Annotated in this window: 15 protein-coding genes; 5 read left to right on the top strand and 10 right to left on the bottom strand. The window is 58.2% G+C overall.

What is annotated here, in order from left to right; genetic code table 11:
- Positions 1-19: 19 nt before the first annotated feature.
- The 5 genes from mnmE to rpmH all read right to left on the bottom strand — a co-directional run bounded on the left by mnmE (position 20) and on the right by rpmH (position 3,948).
- A complete protein-coding gene (mnmE, locus tag BI292_RS05645) occupies positions 20-1,390 on the bottom strand; it encodes a tRNA uridine-5-carboxymethylaminomethyl(34) synthesis GTPase MnmE (protein ID WP_101207255.1) in 1,371 nt (456 codons plus the stop codon).
- 79 nt (positions 1,391-1,469) lie between these two features.
- Entirely contained in the window at positions 1,470-3,155 is a 1,686-nt protein-coding gene (gene yidC / locus BI292_RS05640; protein WP_092275698.1) for a membrane protein insertase YidC, read from the bottom strand.
- A gap of 2 nt (positions 3,156-3,157) precedes the next feature.
- Positions 3,158-3,403, bottom strand: coding sequence for a membrane protein insertion efficiency factor YidD (gene yidD / locus BI292_RS05635; protein WP_080761984.1), 246 nt, complete (start codon positions 3,401-3,403; stop codon positions 3,158-3,160).
- Complete coding sequence (gene rnpA, locus BI292_RS05630; RefSeq protein ID WP_197675593.1) at positions 3,396-3,797, bottom strand: ribonuclease P protein component; 402 nt, start codon at positions 3,795-3,797, stop codon at positions 3,396-3,398. The genes yidD and rnpA overlap by 8 nt, the downstream gene beginning before the upstream one ends.
- A 16-nt stretch (positions 3,798-3,813) precedes the next feature.
- Positions 3,814-3,948: a 50S ribosomal protein L34 gene (gene rpmH, locus BI292_RS29000; RefSeq protein WP_003213577.1), complete on the bottom strand. Its 135-nt coding sequence runs from the start codon at positions 3,946-3,948 to the stop codon at positions 3,814-3,816.
- Between the two features lie 566 nt (positions 3,949-4,514).
- Between rpmH and dnaA the strand changes: the two genes are divergently transcribed.
- The 4 genes from dnaA to gyrB are packed head-to-tail and all read left to right on the top strand — an operon-like array spanning position 4,515 to position 10,728.
- The gene (gene dnaA / locus BI292_RS05620; RefSeq protein ID WP_101207254.1) at positions 4,515-6,038 is read left to right on the top strand and encodes a chromosomal replication initiator protein DnaA; all 1,524 of its coding nucleotides are present in this window, start codon (positions 4,515-4,517) and stop codon (positions 6,036-6,038) included.
- A 39-nt stretch (positions 6,039-6,077) separates the two neighbouring features.
- Positions 6,078-7,181 (top strand): DNA polymerase III subunit beta, encoded by a 1,104-nt coding sequence (gene dnaN / locus BI292_RS05615; RefSeq protein ID WP_101207253.1) that lies wholly within the window; start codon positions 6,078-6,080, stop codon positions 7,179-7,181.
- 20 nt (positions 7,182-7,201) lie between these two features.
- Positions 7,202-8,305: a DNA replication/repair protein RecF gene (gene recF / locus BI292_RS05610; RefSeq protein ID WP_008007898.1), complete on the top strand. Its 1,104-nt coding sequence runs from the start codon at positions 7,202-7,204 to the stop codon at positions 8,303-8,305.
- A 5-nt stretch (positions 8,306-8,310) separates the two neighbouring features.
- Positions 8,311-10,728 carry a DNA topoisomerase (ATP-hydrolyzing) subunit B gene (gyrB, locus tag BI292_RS05605; RefSeq protein ID WP_092275686.1) on the top strand — a complete coding sequence of 806 codons (2,418 nt, stop codon included), beginning with the start codon at positions 8,311-8,313 and terminating at the stop codon, positions 10,726-10,728.
- Positions 10,729-10,817: 89 nt separating this feature from the next.
- Here gyrB and BI292_RS05600 read toward each other — a convergent pair whose 3' ends face one another.
- Positions 10,818-11,537 (bottom strand): response regulator transcription factor, encoded by a 720-nt coding sequence (locus BI292_RS05600; RefSeq protein WP_101207252.1) that lies wholly within the window; start codon positions 11,535-11,537, stop codon positions 10,818-10,820.
- A 176-nt stretch (positions 11,538-11,713) separates the two neighbouring features.
- Here BI292_RS05600 and BI292_RS05595 point away from each other — a divergent pair, with 176 nt between their 5' ends.
- Positions 11,714-13,237 carry a PAS domain-containing sensor histidine kinase gene (locus tag BI292_RS05595; RefSeq protein ID WP_101207251.1) on the top strand — a complete coding sequence of 508 codons (1,524 nt, stop codon included), beginning with the start codon at positions 11,714-11,716 and terminating at the stop codon, positions 13,235-13,237.
- A gap of 171 nt (positions 13,238-13,408) precedes the next feature.
- Here BI292_RS05595 and BI292_RS05590 read toward each other — a convergent pair whose 3' ends face one another.
- The 4 genes from BI292_RS05590 to glyQ all read right to left on the bottom strand — a co-directional run bounded on the left by BI292_RS05590 (position 13,409) and on the right by glyQ (position 17,814).
- A complete protein-coding gene (locus BI292_RS05590; protein WP_092275677.1) occupies positions 13,409-14,188 on the bottom strand; it encodes a 1-acyl-sn-glycerol-3-phosphate acyltransferase in 780 nt (259 codons plus the stop codon).
- 81 nt (positions 14,189-14,269) lie between these two features.
- Complete coding sequence (gene gmhB / locus BI292_RS05585) at positions 14,270-14,803, bottom strand: D-glycero-beta-D-manno-heptose 1,7-bisphosphate 7-phosphatase (RefSeq protein ID WP_092275674.1); 534 nt, start codon at positions 14,801-14,803, stop codon at positions 14,270-14,272.
- Between the two features lie 6 nt (positions 14,804-14,809).
- Positions 14,810-16,864 (bottom strand): glycine--tRNA ligase subunit beta, encoded by a 2,055-nt coding sequence (gene glyS / locus BI292_RS05580; RefSeq protein WP_092275671.1) that lies wholly within the window; start codon positions 16,862-16,864, stop codon positions 14,810-14,812.
- Positions 16,861-17,814, bottom strand: coding sequence for a glycine--tRNA ligase subunit alpha (glyQ, locus tag BI292_RS05575; RefSeq protein WP_008155694.1), 954 nt, complete (start codon positions 17,812-17,814; stop codon positions 16,861-16,863). The genes glyS and glyQ overlap by 4 nt, the downstream gene beginning before the upstream one ends.
- Positions 17,815-17,826 lie beyond the last annotated feature (12 nt).

Below are 17,826 nucleotides of genomic sequence, written 5' to 3'. Positions count from 1 at the left end.
TACCCACAGCCCGCTGCGTTTATTTACCGATACAAAAACTGGAAAAGATCCGACCGAGCAAATCATCGGAGCTGAACGCCCCGGTGATTTCGCCCAACGAATGCTGCGCCTGGCGCAAATCCTCTGCCAACAACTCACCAGCACCCGCGAGGGTCAGCTGCGCTCGGCCGTGCTCAAGCGATGCGCTGGCATGGCGCAACGCTTCCAAGTGACGTCGGCGGGCGCTGAAGCTGCTTTCCGAGGTCTGCTCGTAGCCCATGCAGGTCTTCAGGTGCTCGCGCAGCAACTCAAGGCCTTCGCCCGCCGACTTGGCGCTGAGGCTGATGGTGACATGGCCATCGTCGCTGACTTCCAGGGCAATCGCTTCGCCGGTCAGGTCAGCCTTGTTGCGGATCAGCGTGACTTTGGCCGGGTCCGGGCGGGTTTCGAGGAATTCCGGCCACAGCGCAAACGGGTCCAGCGCTTCCGGCGCGGTGGCGTCGACCACCAGCAGCACTCGATCTGCTTCGCCAATGGCTTTCAACGCACGCTCGACGCCGATTTTTTCAACCTGATCATCGGTATCGCGCAGGCCAGCGGTGTCGACCACGTGCAGCGGCATGCCATCAATGTGGATATGTTCGCGAAGAATGTCGCGAGTCGTGCCGGCAATCTCGGTAACGATCGCAGCTTCTCTACCGGCCAACGCGTTGAGCAAACTGGATTTGCCGGCATTCGGCCGCCCGGCGATCACCACGTTCATGCCGTCGCGCAGCAAAGCGCCCTGCCCGGCTTCGCGCAGCACTGTGGATAACTCGTCGCGCACTTTGTCGAGCATGCTCAATACGTGGCCATCGGCGAGGAAGTCGATTTCTTCTTCCGGGAAGTCGATGGCGGCTTCGACGTAGATGCGCAGGCCGATCAATTGCTCGGTGAGGTTATGCACACGCTGGGAAAATGCCCCTTGCAAGGAACGCAGGGCATTGCGCGCAGCCTGTGCAGAACTGGCCTCGATCAAATCGGCAATCGCCTCGGCCTGGGCGAGGTCGAGTTTGTCGTTGAGGAACGCGCGTTCGCTGAATTCGCCCGGCCGGGCCAAACGGCAACCCAATTCCAGGCAACGCTTGAGCAGCATGTCGAGGACGATCGGGCCGCCGTGGCCCTGAAGTTCCAGTACGTCTTCGCCGGTAAACGAGTTCGGCCCGGGAAAATACAGGGCGATGCCTTCGTCCAATACTTCGGCGTCTTCACTGAGGAACGGGCCGTAGTGCGCGTATCGCGGTTTCAGTTCGCGGCCGCTGATGGCTTTGGCCGCCACGCTCGCCAGCGGCCCGGAAATACGGACGATGCCCACACCGCCGCGACCTTGAGCGGTGGCGACGGCAGCGATGGTTTCACGAGGAACGCTCATAAACCGGTATCCAGACAAAAATGACAGATAGCAAAACGCCCCACTAGGGGGCGTTTTGAGTGGTTATCCACAGAGTAAGTTACGCAGCAGCATTCTTGGTAGCGGCTTCGATCTTACGTGTGATGTACCACTGTTGGCTGATGGACAGCACGTTGTTGACCACCCAGTACAGCACCAGACCAGCTGGGAACCACAGGAAGAAGAAGGTGAAGATGATTGGCATCATTTTCATCACTTTCGCCTGCATCGGATCCGGCGGAGTCGGGTTCAAGCGCTGCTGGATAAACATGGTTGCGCCCATGATGATCGGCAGGATGAAGAACGGATCCTTGATCGACAGGTCAGTTATCCACAGCATGAATGGCGCTTGGCGCATTTCTACGCTTTCGAGCAGAACCCAGTACAGCGAAAGGAAAACCGGCATCTGCACGAGGATTGGCAAGCAGCCGCCCAGTGGATTGATCTTCTCTTTCTTGTACAGCTCCATCATGGCTTGCGACATTTTCTGCCGGTCGTCGCCATGTTGCTCTTTCAGCGCAGCCAGTTTCGGTGCCACTGCACGCATGCGCGCCATGGATTTGTAGCTGGCAGCCGACAATGGGAAGAAAAGCCCTTTGATCAGCATGGTCAGGAAGATGATCGACCAGCCCCAGTTACCAACAATCGCGTGGATGTGTTGCAGCAACCAGAAGATTGGCTGGGCGATGAACCACAGGATGCCGTAGTCGACGGTCAATTCCAGACCTGGGGACAACTCTTTCAGCACAGCCTGGCTTTTCGGACCGGCGTACAGCAAGGCGCTGACTTCACCTTTGGCACCCGGCGCAATGCTTACAGCTGGCGCGGTGTAACCGATGATGTAGTTGCCTTTGCTGTCTTTACGGGTCTGGACGACATTGTTTTCGCCCTTCGCCGGAATCCACGCGGTCACGAAGTAGTGTTGCAACCAGGCAACCCAGCCACCGTTAACGGTTTCTTTCAGCTGAGCCTTGTCCATGTCCTTCATCGACACTTTTTTGTACGGCTCGTTACTTGTCCACAGGGCGGCGCCCAGGTAAGTCGCGGTGCCAGTAGCAGTGCTGGATGATGGATCGGAGCTGGCGTCACGCTTCAGTTGGGCAAACATTGCACCCGACCAAGGCTTTTCGCTGGTGTTATCGATCAAGTAGGAAACGGTTACGTCGTACAAGCCGCGTTTCACGGTGAAGCGCTTGATGTAGTTGACGCCGTCCTTGCTGAACTTCAGGTCCACGACCAATTGGTCTTGGCCATCAGCCAGTTGGTAAAGCTTCTTCTCCGAGGCGTAAACCGGACGACCGGTAGGACTTGCGTCCGGACCATCAGTGCCGATCAAACCGCTTTGGGCCAGATAAGTCCGCTCGTTGCCGTTATCGAACAGCTGGAATGGAATTTCCGGATGATCCTGGCGACGTGGATACAGCGGCAGTGTCAACTGAGCAACATCACCACCTTGTGGATCGATTGCCAGGTTGAGCACATCCGTTTTGATCTGGATGAGGTCTTTACTGACAGCTACCGGAGTTTCGGCAGGTGCAGTGCTGGTATCGCTTGCAGCGCGTGGAATGTCGTCACTGACAGAAGCATTATTGCCAGTCGCCGTGTCCGGTAGACCCGGTGCGGTAGTACTGGAAGCAACATTCTGAGTCGGCAGGGCAGCCTGGCCATAGTCCTGGTTCCATTTAAGAACCATAACGTAGGACACGATTGCCAGGGCGACGATCAGGATCGTGCGTTTGATATCCATGATTACTCGGCCATCGAAGAAGAACGGGAGGTAGGGATAGGTGGAACCGGGTCGTAACCACCGGGATTCCACGGATGACAGCGACCTAAACGACGAAAGGCCAGCCAGCCACCGCGCAGAAGGCCATGATTTTCTATGGCTTCATACGCGTAGCAGGAACAACTGGGGTAGAAACGACAGTGACTGGCCATCAAGGGACTAATGGCATAGCGATAAAACTGGATCGGAACGAGTGCCAGTTTACGCATCGGGACTGTCTACCCCTACAGTTTCGGTTTTGACTGCTGGTACTGGCGTGCTGCGTGCCAGACGCTTCCAGAGTTTGCCGAAATGCTGAATCAATTCGGGGTTTTCTACGTCCCCCAAACCTTTGCGCGCGACGATAACAATGTCCCAACCGACCAGTGATTCCTGGTTCAGACGGAACGATTCGCGCATCAGACGTTTGAGGCGATTGCGCTCGACGGAGAGCTTTACGCTCTTTTTCCCGATAACCAGCCCGAGACGGGGGTGATCAAGATCGTTGTTGCGCGCAAGGAGCAGGAGATTTTTCCCCGGAACCTTGCCGGTAGGGGAGTCAAAGACTGCCTTGAAATGCCGGGGGGTAAGCAAACGCTTCTCCCGACTGAAGTCCTGACTCACCTCCAGTGCCGGATTATCAAACTGCCAGACGCGCACGACCTTTGGCGCGACGACGCGACAGGACGGCGCGACCGTTTTTGGTTGCCATGCGAGCACGGAAGCCGTGGGTACGAGCGCGTTTGATAGTGCTTGGTTGGAAAGTACGTTTCATTGTCGTGTTACCTGGTTCGTCCACAACGGGCCGGAATGGCCCCCGTTTTAAGAGACCGGGGATTCTAGAGAAAGCAAGCCTCTAGGTCAATTTCCAACCAACGTTTCCTTATAAATAGATCTGCAGGGGTTTGTCCGCTCGACACCCTTCGCTAGATATAGAAATAAAGAAGGAAATTATTTAAAGCTTTTCTGTAAAGCTTATAAAAGCTAGGGACGCCATCTTCTGTGGATAACTGCATCCAGCCCTTCTAACTCGCGATGTACAGAGAATGACAAGTACAGTGGAAAACGGTGGTCAGCCTGTGCTGCGCTATCGGATAAGCTGTGTGTGGAATGGCCAGTTATCCACAGGCCAGTTATCCACCGAGTTTACCCCCCACTTGTCCAGTGCCCTCAGAGGCGGTTATCCACAGGGCTTATGCACATACCGCTGGTCGCCTTTTCAGGGGTTAACGCATTGATAATTCATGGCCTGTGCGCAACCTGCATGTGGATAAGTGGACGGCTGGCCGCTACAATGGCCGCTTGTTTTTGCCTCACCGGCTTTCAACTTAGGGGATATCCGTGTCAGTGGAACTTTGGCAGCAGTGCGTGGAGCTTTTGCGCGATGAGCTGCCTGCCCAACAATTCAACACTTGGATCCGTCCACTACAGGTCGAAGCCGAAGGCGACGAGTTGCGTGTCTACGCACCGAACCGCTTTGTTCTCGACTGGGTCAACGAAAAGTACCTGGGCCGCGTCCTTGAACTGCTCGATGAGCACGGCAATGGCCTCGCGCCTGCGCTGTCCTTATTAATAGGCAGCAAACGCAGCTCGGCACCTCGCGCGGCACCTAATGCTCCGCTGGCGGCCGCTGCTTCGCAGGCACAGTCCGTGCAAGCGCCGGTCAATGCGCCAGCGCCGGCTCCGATCGCGAACACCCAGACCAAACGTCCTACGCAAAAAATCGCCGACGTCAGTGAAGAGCCGTCCCGCGACAGCTTCGACCCAATGGCCGGCGCCAGTTCGCAACAGGCGCCGATTCGCGCCGAACAGCGCACCGTGCAGGTCGAAGGCGCGCTCAAGCACACCAGCTATCTGAACCGCACGTTCACCTTCGAAAACTTTGTCGAAGGCAAGTCCAACCAGTTGGCCCGTGCGGCAGCCTGGCAAGTGGCCGATAACCCCAAGCACGGTTACAACCCGCTCTTCCTTTATGGCGGCGTTGGTTTGGGTAAAACCCACTTGATGCACGCGGTGGGTAACCACCTATTAAAGAAGAACCCGAATGCCAAGGTCGTGTACCTGCATTCCGAGCGTTTCGTGGCCGACATGGTCAAGGCGCTGCAACTGAACGCAATCAATGAATTCAAACGCTTCTACCGCTCGGTGGATGCGCTGCTGATCGATGACATTCAGTTCTTCGCCCGCAAGGAACGTTCCCAGGAAGAATTTTTCCACACCTTCAACGCCCTGCTTGAAGGTGGCCAGCAGGTCATTCTCACCAGTGACCGCTACCCGAAAGAAATCGAAGGCCTCGAAGAGCGCCTGAAATCCCGCTTCGGCTGGGGCCTGACGGTTGCCGTCGAGCCGCCGGAGCTGGAAACCCGCGTGGCGATCCTGATGAAAAAGGCCGATCAGGCCAAAGTCGATCTGCCCCACGATGCAGCGTTCTTTATTGCCCAGCGCATTCGCTCCAACGTCCGTGAGCTGGAAGGCGCGCTGAAACGCGTGATTGCCCACTCGCACTTCATGGGCCGCGACATCACCATCGAGTTGATTCGCGAATCCCTGAAAGACCTGTTGGCGCTGCAAGACAAACTGGTCTCTGTGGATAACATTCAGCGCACCGTCGCCGAGTACTACAAGATCAAGATTTCCGACTTGCTGTCCAAGCGTCGTTCACGCTCGGTCGCCCGTCCGCGTCAGGTTGCAATGGCCCTCTCCAAAGAGTTGACTAACCACAGCCTGCCGGAAATCGGCGATGTGTTTGGCGGCCGCGACCATACGACTGTTTTGCACGCCTGCCGCAAGATCAACGAACTCAAGGAATCCGACGCGGACATCCGCGAGGACTACAAGAACCTGCTGCGTACACTGACCACTTGATGAACACCAGCGCAGCTTATTAAGGCAAGGGACTAGACCATGCATTTCACCATTCAACGCGAAGCCCTGTTGAAACCCCTGCAACTGGTCGCCGGCGTCGTCGAGCGCCGACAGACCTTGCCGGTGCTTTCCAACGTGCTGCTGGTTGTCGAAGGCCAGCAACTGTCGCTGACCGGTACCGACCTGGAAGTCGAGCTGGTCGGTCGTGTGCAACTCGAAGAGCCGGCTGATCCGGGTTCCATCACCGTGCCTGCGCGCAAGCTGATGGACATCTGCAAAAGCCTGCCGAACGACGCGCTGATCGACATCAAGGTTGATGAGCAGAAGCTCGTGGTGAAAGCCGGCCGTAGCCGCTTCACCCTGTCGACCTTGCCGGCCAATGATTTCCCTACCGTGGAAGAAGGCCCGGGCTCGCTGACCTGCAGCCTGGAGCAAAGCAAACTGCGCCGTCTGATCGAGCGCACCAGCTTCGCCATGGCCCAGCAGGACGTTCGTTACTACCTCAACGGCATGTTGCTGGAAGTCTCCGAAGGCATCATTCGCGCCGTGGCCACCGACGGTCACCGTCTGGCCATGTGCTCGATGAAAGCCGATATCGGTCAGCCGGATCGTCACCAAGTGATCGTGCCACGCAAGGGTATCCTTGAACTCGCGCGCTTGCTGACCGAGCCGGATGGCCAGGTCAGCATCGTTCTGGGTCAGCATCACATCCGCGCAACCACTGGTGAATTCACCTTCACTTCGAAACTGGTCGACGGCAAATTCCCGGATTACGAACGTGTGCTGCCCAAGGGTGGCGACAAGTTGGTGCTCGGTGACCGTCAGGCACTGCGCGAAGCCTTCAGCCGTACCGCGATTCTGTCCAACGAAAAGTACCGCGGTATCCGTCTGCAACTGGCCAATGGTCAGCTGAAGATCCAGGCGAATAACCCGGAACAGGAAGAGGCGGAAGAAGAAGTCGGCGTTGAGTACAACGGCGGCAATCTGGAAATCGGCTTCAACGTGAGCTACTTGCTCGACGTGCTGGGTGTGATGACCACCGAGCAGGTTCGCCTGATCCTGTCCGACTCCAACAGCAGTGCGCTGGTGCAAGAGTCCGACAACGACGACTCGGCTTACGTTGTCATGCCGATGCGCCTGTAATCATGTTCAGCAGAAGCTAGATGTCCTTAAGTCGCGTCTCGGTCACCGCGGTGCGCAATCTGCACCCGGTGACCTTCTCCCCCTCTCCCCGAATCAACATTCTTTACGGCGCCAACGGCAGCGGCAAAACCAGTGTTCTGGAAGCCATACACCTGCTGGGGCTTGCCCGTTCGTTTCGCAGCAGCCGTCTGTTGCCGGTCATTCAATATGAGCAACTGGCGTGCACCGTGTTTGGTCAGGTTGAATTGGCTGAGGGCGGACACAGCGCGTTGGGGATTTCCCGGGACCGCCAAGGTGAGTTCCAGATACGCATCGACGGCCAGAATGCGCGCAGCGCTGCGCAACTGGCGGAGATCCTGCCACTGCAGTTGATCAACCCCGACAGCTTCCGGCTGTTGGAGGGTGCGCCGAAGATTCGAAGGCAGTTTCTCGATTGGGGTGTGTTCCACGTGGAACCACGTTTCATGTCCACTTGGCAGCGCTTGCAGAAGGCCCTGCGCCAGAGAAACTCTTGGCTGCGGCATGGTACACTTGACGCCGTTTCGCAAGCGGTTTGGGACAGGGAACTGTGCCAGGCCAGCGCAGAAATTGATGAATACCGCCGCGCCTATATCAAAGCCTTGAAACCTGTCTTTGAACAGACATTGAGCGAACTGGTTGAGCTTGAGGGTTTGACGCTCAGCTATTACCGGGGTTGGGATAAGGACCGCGAACTGAGTGCGGTGCTCGCCGGGTCCCTGCAACGGGATCAGCAAATGGGCCACACCCAGGCCGGACCACAACGCGCTGACTTGCGTCTTAGATTGGGCGCACACAACGCCGCGGACATCTTGTCCCGGGGTCAGCAGAAGTTGGTGGTCTGCGCATTGCGGATTGCCCAAGGGCACCTGGTTAGCCAGGCCCGACGCGGCCAGTGTATTTATCTGGTGGATGACTTGCCGTCCGAACTCGACGAGCACCACCGCCGCGCGCTTTGCCGCTTGCTGGAAGACTTACGCTGCCAAGTGTTTATCACTTGTGTAGATCACGAATTATTGAGGGAAGGCTGGCAGACGGAAACGCCAGTCGCTCTGTTCCACGTGGAACAGGGCCGTATCACCCAGACCCACGACCATCGGGAGTGAAGGCATTGAGCGAAGAAAATACGTACGACTCAACGAGCATTAAAGTGCTGAAAGGCCTGGATGCCGTACGCAAACGTCCCGGTATGTACATTGGTGACACCGACGATGGCAGCGGTCTGCACCACATGGTGTTCGAAGTGGTCGATAACTCGATCGACGAAGCTCTCGCCGGCCACTGCGACGACATCAGCATCATCATCCACCCGGATGAATCCATCACCGTTCGCGACAACGGTCGTGGCATCCCGGTAGACGTGCACAAAGAAGAAGGCGTCTCGGCGGCCGAGGTCATCATGACCGTGCTGCACGCCGGCGGTAAATTCGATGACAACTCCTACAAAGTGTCTGGCGGCCTGCACGGCGTAGGCGTCTCGGTCGTGAACGCGCTGTCCGAAGAGCTGATCCTTACCGTTCGCCGCAGCGGCAAGATCTGGGAACAGACCTACGTCCACGGTGTTCCACAAGAGCCGATGAAAATCGTCGGCGAAAGCGAAACCACCGGTACCCAGATTCACTTCAAGCCATCCGACCTGACCTTCAAGAATATCCACTTCAGCTGGGACATCCTGGCCAAGCGCATTCGTGAACTGTCCTTCCTCAACTCCGGTGTCGGCATCGTCCTCAAGGATGAGCGCAGCGGCAAGGAAGAACTGTTCAAGTACGAAGGTGGTCTGCGTGCGTTCGTTGAATACCTGAACACCAACAAGACTCCGGTCAACCAGGTGTTCCACTTCAACATCCAGCGTGAAGACGGCATCGGCGTGGAAATCGCCCTGCAGTGGAACGACAGCTTCAACGAGAACCTGTTGTGCTTCACCAACAACATTCCTCAGCGCGATGGCGGTACTCACCTGGTGGGTTTCCGTTCCGCACTGACGCGTAACCTCAACACCTACATCGAAGCGGAAGGTCTGGCGAAGAAGCATAAAGTCGCCACCACCGGTGACGATGCCCGTGAAGGCCTGACCGCAATCATCTCGGTGAAAGTGCCGGATCCGAAGTTCAGCTCCCAGACCAAAGACAAGCTGGTTTCTTCCGAAGTGAAGACCGCGGTCGAACAGGAAATGGGCAAGTACTTCTCGGACTTCCTGCTGGAAAACCCGAACGAAGCCAAACTGGTCGTCGGCAAGATGATCGACGCCGCGCGTGCTCGTGAAGCGGCGCGCAAGGCCCGTGAGATGACCCGACGCAAAGGCGCGCTGGATATCGCCGGCCTGCCGGGCAAACTGGCTGACTGCCAGGAAAAAGACCCTGCCCTTTCCGAACTTTACCTCGTGGAAGGTGACTCTGCTGGCGGCTCCGCCAAGCAGGGACGCAACCGTCGCACCCAAGCGATCCTGCCGCTCAAAGGCAAGATCCTCAACGTCGAGAAAGCACGTTTCGACAAGATGATCTCTTCGCAGGAAGTGGGCACCTTGATCACCGCGCTGGGCTGTGGCATTGGCCGCGACGAGTACAACATCGACAAGCTGCGTTATCACAACATCATCATCATGACCGATGCTGACGTCGACGGTTCGCACATCCGCACCCTGCTGCTGACCTTCTTCTTCCGTCAGTTGCCGGAGCTGATCGAGCGCGGCTACATCTACATCGCCCAGCCGCCGCTGTACAAGGTCAAGAAAGGCAAGCAAGAGCAATACATCAAAGACGACGACGCCATGGAAGAGTACATGACGCAGTCGGCCCTGGAAGATGCGAGCCTGCACTTGAACGAAGACGCCCCGGGTATTTCCGGTGAAGCGCTCGAGCGTCTGGTGAACGACTTCCGTCTGGTCATGAAGACCCTCAAGCGTCTGTCGCGCCTGTACCCACAGGAACTGACCGAGCACTTCATCTACCTGCCAGCGGTCAGCATGGAGCAACTGTCTGATCACGCCGCCATGCAAGACTGGATGGCCCGCTTTGAGACTCGCCTGCGCACCGGCGAGAAGTCTGGCCTGGTTTACAAAGCCAGCCTGCGTGAAGACCGTGAACGTAACGTCTGGCTGCCAGAGGTCGAACTGATCTCCCATGGCCTGTCGAACTACATCACCTTCAACCGCGACTTCTTCGGCAGCAACGATTACAAAACCGTAGTTTCGCTGGGCGCTCAACTGAGCACCCTGCTCGACGACGGCGCGTACATCCAGCGCGGCGAACGCAAGAAGCCAGTCACCGAGTTCAAAGAAGCGCTCGAATGGCTGATGGCTGAAAGCACCAAGCGTCACACCATTCAGCGCTACAAAGGTCTGGGCGAAATGAACCCGGATCAGCTCTGGGAAACCACCATGGACCCAGCCCAGCGCCGCATGCTCAAAGTGACCATCGAAGACGCCATTGGCGCGGACCAGATCTTCAACACCCTGATGGGTGATGCGGTCGAACCCCGCCGTGACTTCATCGAAAGCAATGCGTTGGCGGTTTCCAACCTGGATTTCTGATTCGGGCAGCCCATCGCAAACCAAAAGGCCAACGCATCAGCGTTGGCCTTTTTATTTGGCTTGAGAAAATAACCCGGTCGCTGCTCCCCTCACCCGCCAACCACCCCCACACTTTCCAGCCGATACCCATACCCGTAAATCGTCAACAGCTGCCAACCGCGATCAGCGGTCAAACCCAGCTTATTGCGCAGTCGGTAAATGTGCGTGTCCAGTGGCCGCGAGGAGACCATTTCTTCATGGCTCCAAAACCGTCCATATAGATATTCCCGCGACAGCGGCCGACCCAGGTTGGTGAACAGACACCGCGCCAGTCGATATTCCCGCTCGGTCATGCCGATTGGCGTACCCGCGCGGGTGACGGTTTGTTCGGCGTCGTCGAATACCAGGTCGTTGAAGTTGAGCACTTCGCCGTTGCTGGCGCGTTGTTGGCTGTGTCGGCGCAGAACGGCGGCGACCCGGGCTTTCAGTTCGTTGGGGCGGAAGGGTTTGCTGACGTAATCGTCGGCGCCGGCATTCAGTGCCTGGACGATATCGCTTTCGGCGTCGCGGCTGGTGAGCATGATCGCGGGGGGCGGGGCGTCCATGTGTTCACGGGTCCAGCGCAGAAGCGCGAGGCCGCTGAGGTCGGGCAGTTGCCAGTCGAGGACCAGCAGGTCGAAAGTTTCCCGACGCAGTTGCCGCAGCAGGTCTTCGCCACGCTCGAAACTGTGCAGCGTCCAGGCGTGCTCGCCCGGCTCGGCCATTTGCCGCAGCGTCTGCTCCACCCGGCGCAATTCGGCGGGTTCATCGTCCAGTATCGCAACACGCATGTGCGGTAATTCCTTGATGGCCGGTTGGCGATAGACGATACCGCCTCGGCCGAATGAGCGAAAGTAAGCAACGCCCCGTTGGTCGTCGTCCGCTATGATTCTGCAAATCCAATCTGCCAATCAGACCAGTGACTTATGACGCTAATTCACCCTCCCCTGCACTATCAGTCATTTTTATGACCAATCAACGCCGCCACGAAAGTCGCGAGCCGACCCAGGTTCAGCGGCTGTTCCGGCAATTGGTTCGGGAATGGCTGTGGATCAGTCTGATTCTGCTGCCGCTGACGGCCTTGCTTTCATTGAGCGCGCAGTCCGGCAAACACGAAGCGCTGGGCGCGCTGTTGTCGGTCATTCTGGTGGCTTGCGTGCTCGGCTTGCTGTTGCTGCGCCCGCGTCTGGCGCTGTGGATAACCTTGGGCGGTATGGGCTGCACATTGCTGGTCAGTGCTTTTCTGGCCGAGCAACGTTGGTGGTGGTCGCCCACCGCGAGTCTGCTCGGCATGCTCTTCGGTTACCTGATCTGGAACTGGCGACGCCTCAGCGTGGTGCTGACCTATTTCGGCTGGGAGTTGGCGCGGCTGGATAACGAACCCAAAGTCTTTCCGGAACGTCGTCGTGCGCAATTTCCGACTGGCGACCGTTTGCAGGGCCAAGTCATGGCACTTGAACAAGCCATGAGCCGGACCCGCGATACCCGGCGCTTCATCGCCGATGGCCTGGAGTATCTGCCGGTGGCCACGCTGATCAGCGATCCTCAAGGCCGGATCCTGCTCGGCAACCGCAACGCGCGGGATTTGTTCGGCGGCGATCTGGTCGGTGATGAGGTGCTTGAACGGTTGACTCAACTCGGTCATCCCGAGTTGCTCAACGGCTCTCGGCCAGCGTTGGCGAACCTGGCGACAGTTGAGTTCAGAGACATTCAGGGCCGGAGCTTGCGTCTGGAACGCGCCGCATTACTGCCGGTTGATGGCGAAACTCCGATCGGCTGGCTGCTGAGCCTGACCGACCTGAGTGTCGAGCGCGATGCCGAAGAGCAACGGGGCGTGCTGCTGCGCTTCCTGTCCCACGACCTGCGCGCACCCCATTCGGCGATCCTCGCCCTGCTCGACGTGCACCGTCAGCAGATGGGTGGCGACACGCCGTTGTTCGAGCAGATTGAACGCCAAGTTCGCCGGGCACTCGATCTCACCGACGGCTTCGTGCAATTGGCCAGGGCCGAGTCTGAGGCTTATCAGTTCGTGCCCAGCCTGTTTGCGATGGTAGTGCTGGATGTCTTCGATCAAGCGCTGAGCATCGCGCAGCTGAAAAGTATCGAGCTCGTCCATGATCTGCAGGACGAGGCGCAGGAAAGCCTGATCATGGCCGATCAGGGTTTGCTGACCCGGGCGTTGTTCAACCTGGTGGAAAACGCCATCAAGTACAGCGCCAGCGGCACGCTGATCCGTTTGCAGGTTCGCTGCGTTGATGGCTGGTTGATTTGTGAGCTGATCGATCAGGGCAAAGGCATCGGCGCCGAAGAGCTGCCCGAGTTGTTCAGCCAATACCGACGCTTCTCGTCCGCTCAGGGCATTGATGGTATTGGCTTGGGATTGTCGATGGTCAAAGCAGTGGTCGATCGCCACGGCGGTCGCATTGAGTGCGCCAGCGAGATTGGCAAAGGCACGCGTTTCAGTCTGCATTTCCCTCTGATCGAGGAGTAAATCGCGGGCATAAAAAAACCGGCTATATCAGCCGGTTTTTTTACGTCCGAAAAAAACTTATGCACCTTTTCCGGCGTTTTATGAGCTTAGGAAATATGTATATAAATCATAAGCCTACAAGCAGAAATGGCTGTTTTCGGAAGAAACGGTACACAGGTTATCCACAGAATCTCAGACAGCCACTTGATCAGTTTCAACCGGGGTTTGTGGCGCCGGTGGCAGCGAGCCCATGTCGCGCTGCATTTGTTCGTTCCAGGCCTGGACCCGGTCGTTCAGCGCAGCCACGGCGCGCGGCCCTGTACCCTCGGCGTACATCGGTTCGCCGATGATCACGGTGATCACACCCTGCTTCTTTGCCCAACCGGTTTTCGGCCAAAACTTGCCGGCATTGTGTGCAATCGGCAGCACCGGAAGCGCCGCGTTGACCGCCAAAGCGCTGCCACCGCGCGAGAACTTGCCGACAGTGCCGTACGGCACGCGCGTACCTTCCGGAAAGATCAGCACCCAAACGCCGTCCTTGAGCAACTCATCGCCCTTCTTCGCCACATGCTTGAGCGCGGCTTTCGGGTTATCGCGGTCGATGGCGATCGGTCGCAGCATCGCCATGGCCCAGCCGAAAAACGGCACGAACAGCAAAGAGCGTTTGAGCACTTGGCTCAGCGGTTCGAAATAGGCCGAGAGGAAAAACGTTTCCCAGGTGCTCTGGTGATTCGACTGAATCACGCAGGGGCGCTCAGGCACATTCTCCGCGCCTTTGATTTCGTAGCTGATGCCCAGAAAAACCTTGCTCAGCCACAGTGCGCAGCGGCACCAGTACACGTTGATAAAACGATAACGCGCCTTGAACGGCAGAAACGGCGCGATAAAAAAGCTCAGGCTGCACCAGAGCAAAGAGCTGGTGCCCAGCAACAGATAAAAGAGGAAAGTTCTGATGGCCTGCAGTATCGACATGGTGACGTTTACCGTGCGGGCTCTGCCCGTCTATATAAAGCGCAATCCCGATCAATCCTTGGTCAGGAATCTCGAAACGCTCTAATTGTGGATAAGTTCTGCGGCAATCGCCGCCAGATCGTCAAAAATCAAGGTGCCTACCGGCAGGGTCTTGCCCTGAGTCTTTTCGCCTTTTCCGGTTTTAACTAAAACTGGCTGAGAATCGACGGCTTTGGCGGCTTCCAGGTCACCGAGAGAATCGCCGACGAACCATAAGTTTGTCAGCGACACGTTGTAATGAGCGGCGATGGTTTTCAACATCCCGGGTTTTGGCTTGCGGCAATCGCAGCCATCGTCTGGCCCGTGCGGGCAATAGACGATCAGCCCGACCTCGCCGCCCTGCTCCGCCACGAGCGAACGCAAGCGCTCGTGCATGGCGTCCAGAGTGGCGATGTCGTAATAGCCGCGAGCGATGCCCGACTGGTTGGTAGCGATGGCTACCGTCCAGCCGGCCTTGCTCAACTGCGCGATGGCTTCGATCGAGCCGGGGAGCGGAATCCACTCCTGCACCGACTTGATGTAAGCGTCGGAGTCGTAATTGATCACCCCGTCCCGATCGAGAATCAGCAGTTTCAAACAGTCTTACCCCAGCAGCGAAATGTCGGCAACGCCGAGGAACAGCCCACGCAGACGCGACAGCAAGGCATAACGGTTGGCGCGCACGTTGGCGTCGTCGGCGTTGACCATTACGGCTTCGAAGAACGCATCGACCGGCTCGCGCAAGGCCGCCAGGCGAGCCAGCGATTCGCTGTACTGACGCGCCACCGCCATTGGCTGGACAGCTTGGTCAGCCTGCTGGATCGCCGAATACAGCGAGAACTCGTTGGCGTTGTCGAAGTACTTGGCTTCGACTACCGCCGGCACCGAGCCTTCGAACTTGCTCAGCAGGTTCGAAACGCGCTTGTTCACTGCGGCCAGTGCTGCAGCTTCCGGCAATTGACGGAAAGCTTGCACCGCTTGCACGCGCTGATCGAAGTCCAGCGCCGAACCCGGCTTCAAGGCACGTACCGACAGATAAGTCGCAACATCGACGCCTTCGTCTTCGTAACGGGCACGCAGACGGTCGAAGATGAATTCCAGCACCGAATCGTTGAGGCCCGCCGCTTTGATCTTGCCGCCGAACGCCGATACCGCAAATGCGACTGCGTCGTTGAGGTCGAGCTCAAGCTTCTTCTCGATCAGGATGCGCAGCACGCCGAGGGCTGCACGGCGCAGGGCATACGGGTCTTTGCTGCCGGTTGGCAACATGCCGATACCGAAGATCCCGACCAGCGTGTCGAGTTTGTCAGCGATGGCCACGGCCGCACCGGTCAGGGTGGTCGGCAGTTCAGCGCCAGCGCCGCGCGGCATGTACTGCTCGTTCAGCGCCAGTGCGACTTCTTCCGGCTCGCCGTCATTCAGCGCGTAGTAGTAACCGGCGACACCTTGCATCTCCGGGAACTCGCCGACCATTTCGGTCGACAGGTCGCATTTCGACAACAGGCCGGCGCGCGAGGCCCAGGCTGCGTTGCCGCCAATGCGCTGCGCGATGAACGCGGCGAGTTTGGAAACGCGTTCGGCTTTGTCGTAGACGCTGCCGAGTTTTTCCTGGAACACCACGTTCTGCAGGCGCAGGTTGAAGTCTTCGAGTTTCTGCTTCTTGTCTTGCTTGAAGAAGAACTCGGCGTCGGTCAGGCGTGGGCGAACCACTTTCTCGTTACCGGCGATGATCTGCTGCGGGTCTTTGCTTTCGATGTTGGCCACGGTAATGAAACGTGGCAGCAACTTGCCGTCGGCATCCAGCAGGCAGAAATACTTCTGGTTGTCCTGCATGGTGGTGATCAGCGCTTCTTGCGGCACGTCGAGGAAGCGTTCCTCGAACGAGCACACCAGCGGCACCGGCCATTCAACCAGCGCAGTCACTTCGTCGAGCAAGGCCGGCGGCACGATGGCCGTGCCTTCCTGCATCGTCGCCAGTTCTTCGGTGCGTTTGCTGATCAGTGCGCGACGCTCGTTGGCGTCGGCCAGCACGTAGGCGCCACGCAGGTCGGCCAGATAGTTGGCCGGCGCGGTGATGCGCACGCTTTGCGGGTGATGGAAGCGGTGACCACGGGAATCGCGGCCGGACTTCTGTGCGAGGATCGTGCAATCGATGACCTGGTCACCGAGCAACATCACCAGCCATTGGGTCGGACGCACGAATTCTTCTTTGCGCGCCCCCCAGCGCATGCGCTTGGGGATCGGCAGGTCGTTCAGCGAATCTTCAACGATGGTCGGCAGCAGGCTCGCGGTCGGTTTACCGGCGATGCTCTGGCTGTAACGCAGTTTCGGACCGCTCTGATCGATTTCGCTCAGATCGACGCCGCACTTCTTGGCGAAACCCAGGGCAGCCTGGGTCGGGTTGCCGTCGGCATCGAACGCAGCCTGACGCGGCGGGCCGTCGAGGTTGATGCTGCGATCCGGTTGCTGGGTGGCCAGCGCGGTAATCAGCACAGCCAGACGACGTGGCGCGGCGTACACGGTTTTGGCTTCGTAGCTCAGGCCAGCGGCTTGCAGGCCTTTGTCGATACCGGCGAGGAACGCGTCGGCCAGGGTGTTCAGGGCTTTAGGCGGCAGTTCTTCGGTGCCCAATTCAACCAGGAAATCCAGAGCACTCATTGTGCAGCCTCCAGCTTAGCCAACACTTCATCACGCAGATCCGGGGTCGCCATCGGGAAGCCCAGCTTGGCGCGCGCCAGCAGGTAGGCTTGCGCAACGGAACGCGCCAGAGTGCGCACGCGCAGAATGTATTGCTGACGCGCAGTCACCGAGATTGCCCGGCGCGCATCCAGCAGGTTGAAGGTGTGGGACGCCTTCAAGACCATTTCGTAGCTCGGCAACGGCAGCGGCTGGTCGAGTTCGATCAGGCGCTTGGCTTCGCTTTCGTAGAAATCGAACAGCTCGAACAGTTTCTCGACGTTGGCGTGTTCGAAATTGTAAGTCGATTGCTCGACTTCGTTCTGGTGGAACACGTCGCCGTAGGTGACTTTGCCCATCGGGCCGTCAGCCCAGACCAGGTCGTAGACCGAATCCACGCCTTGCAGGTACATCGCCAGACGTTCCAGACCGTAGGTGATCTCGCCGGTCACCGGGTAGCACTCGATGCCGCCCGCTTGCTGGAAGTAAGTGAATTGCGTCACTTCCATGCCGTTGAGCCAGACTTCCCAGCCCAGACCCCAGGCGCCCAGTGTCGGCGATTCCCAGTTGTCTTCGACGAAGCGGATGTCGTGGACCAATGGGTCCAGGCCAACGTGCTTGAGAGAGCCCAGGTACAGTTCCTGGAAGTTGTCCGGGTTCGGCTTCAGGACTACCTGAAACTGGTAGTAGTGCTGCAGACGGTTCGGGTTTTCGCCGTAGCGGCCGTCAGTCGGGCGACGACTGGGCTGCACATAAGCGGCGTTCCAGGTTTCCGGGCCGATGGCGCGCAGAAACGTGGCTGTGTGGAAAGTGCCGGCGCCTACTTCCATATCGTAGGGCTGAAGTACCACGCAACCTTGCTCGGCCCAGTATTGCTGGAGGGCGAGGATCAAGTCTTGGAAGGTACGCACGGCTGGCGTAGGCTGGCTCACGAAATTCACCTG

The organism is Pseudomonas sp. 43NM1, assembly GCF_002836905.1.
Lineage (GTDB): Bacteria > Pseudomonadota > Gammaproteobacteria > Pseudomonadales > Pseudomonadaceae > Aquipseudomonas > Aquipseudomonas prosekii.
The sequence above is the reverse complement of the archived record's forward strand: the minus strand, read 5'-3'. Positions and strand labels throughout refer to the sequence as shown.

Bases quoted from the DNA above. Each gene is read 5' to 3' on its own strand.
- glyS (WP_092275671.1), bottom strand. From the start codon at position 16,864: ATGAGTGCTCTGGATTTCCTGGTTGAATTGGGCACCGAAGAACTGCCG.
- rpmH (WP_003213577.1), bottom strand. From the start codon at position 3,948: ATGAAACGTACTTTCCAACCAAGCACTATCAAACGCGCTCGTACCCAC.
- yidC (WP_092275698.1), bottom strand. From the start codon at position 3,155: ATGGATATCAAACGCACGATCCTGATCGTCGCCCTGGCAATCGTGTCC.
- BI292_RS05600 (WP_101207252.1), bottom strand. From the start codon at position 11,537: ATGCGTGTTGCGATACTGGACGATGAACCCGCCGAATTGCGCCGGGTG.
- mnmE (WP_101207255.1), bottom strand. From the start codon at position 1,390: ATGAGCGTTCCTCGTGAAACCATCGCTGCCGTCGCCACCGCTCAAGGT.
- BI292_RS05595 (WP_101207251.1), top strand. From the start codon at position 11,714: ATGACCAATCAACGCCGCCACGAAAGTCGCGAGCCGACCCAGGTTCAG.
- yidD (WP_080761984.1), bottom strand. From the start codon at position 3,403: ATGCGTAAACTGGCACTCGTTCCGATCCAGTTTTATCGCTATGCCATT.
- BI292_RS05590 (WP_092275677.1), bottom strand. From the start codon at position 14,188: ATGTCGATACTGCAGGCCATCAGAACTTTCCTCTTTTATCTGTTGCTG.
- dnaN (WP_101207253.1), top strand. From the start codon at position 6,078: ATGCATTTCACCATTCAACGCGAAGCCCTGTTGAAACCCCTGCAACTG.
- recF (WP_008007898.1), top strand. From the start codon at position 7,202: ATGTCCTTAAGTCGCGTCTCGGTCACCGCGGTGCGCAATCTGCACCCG.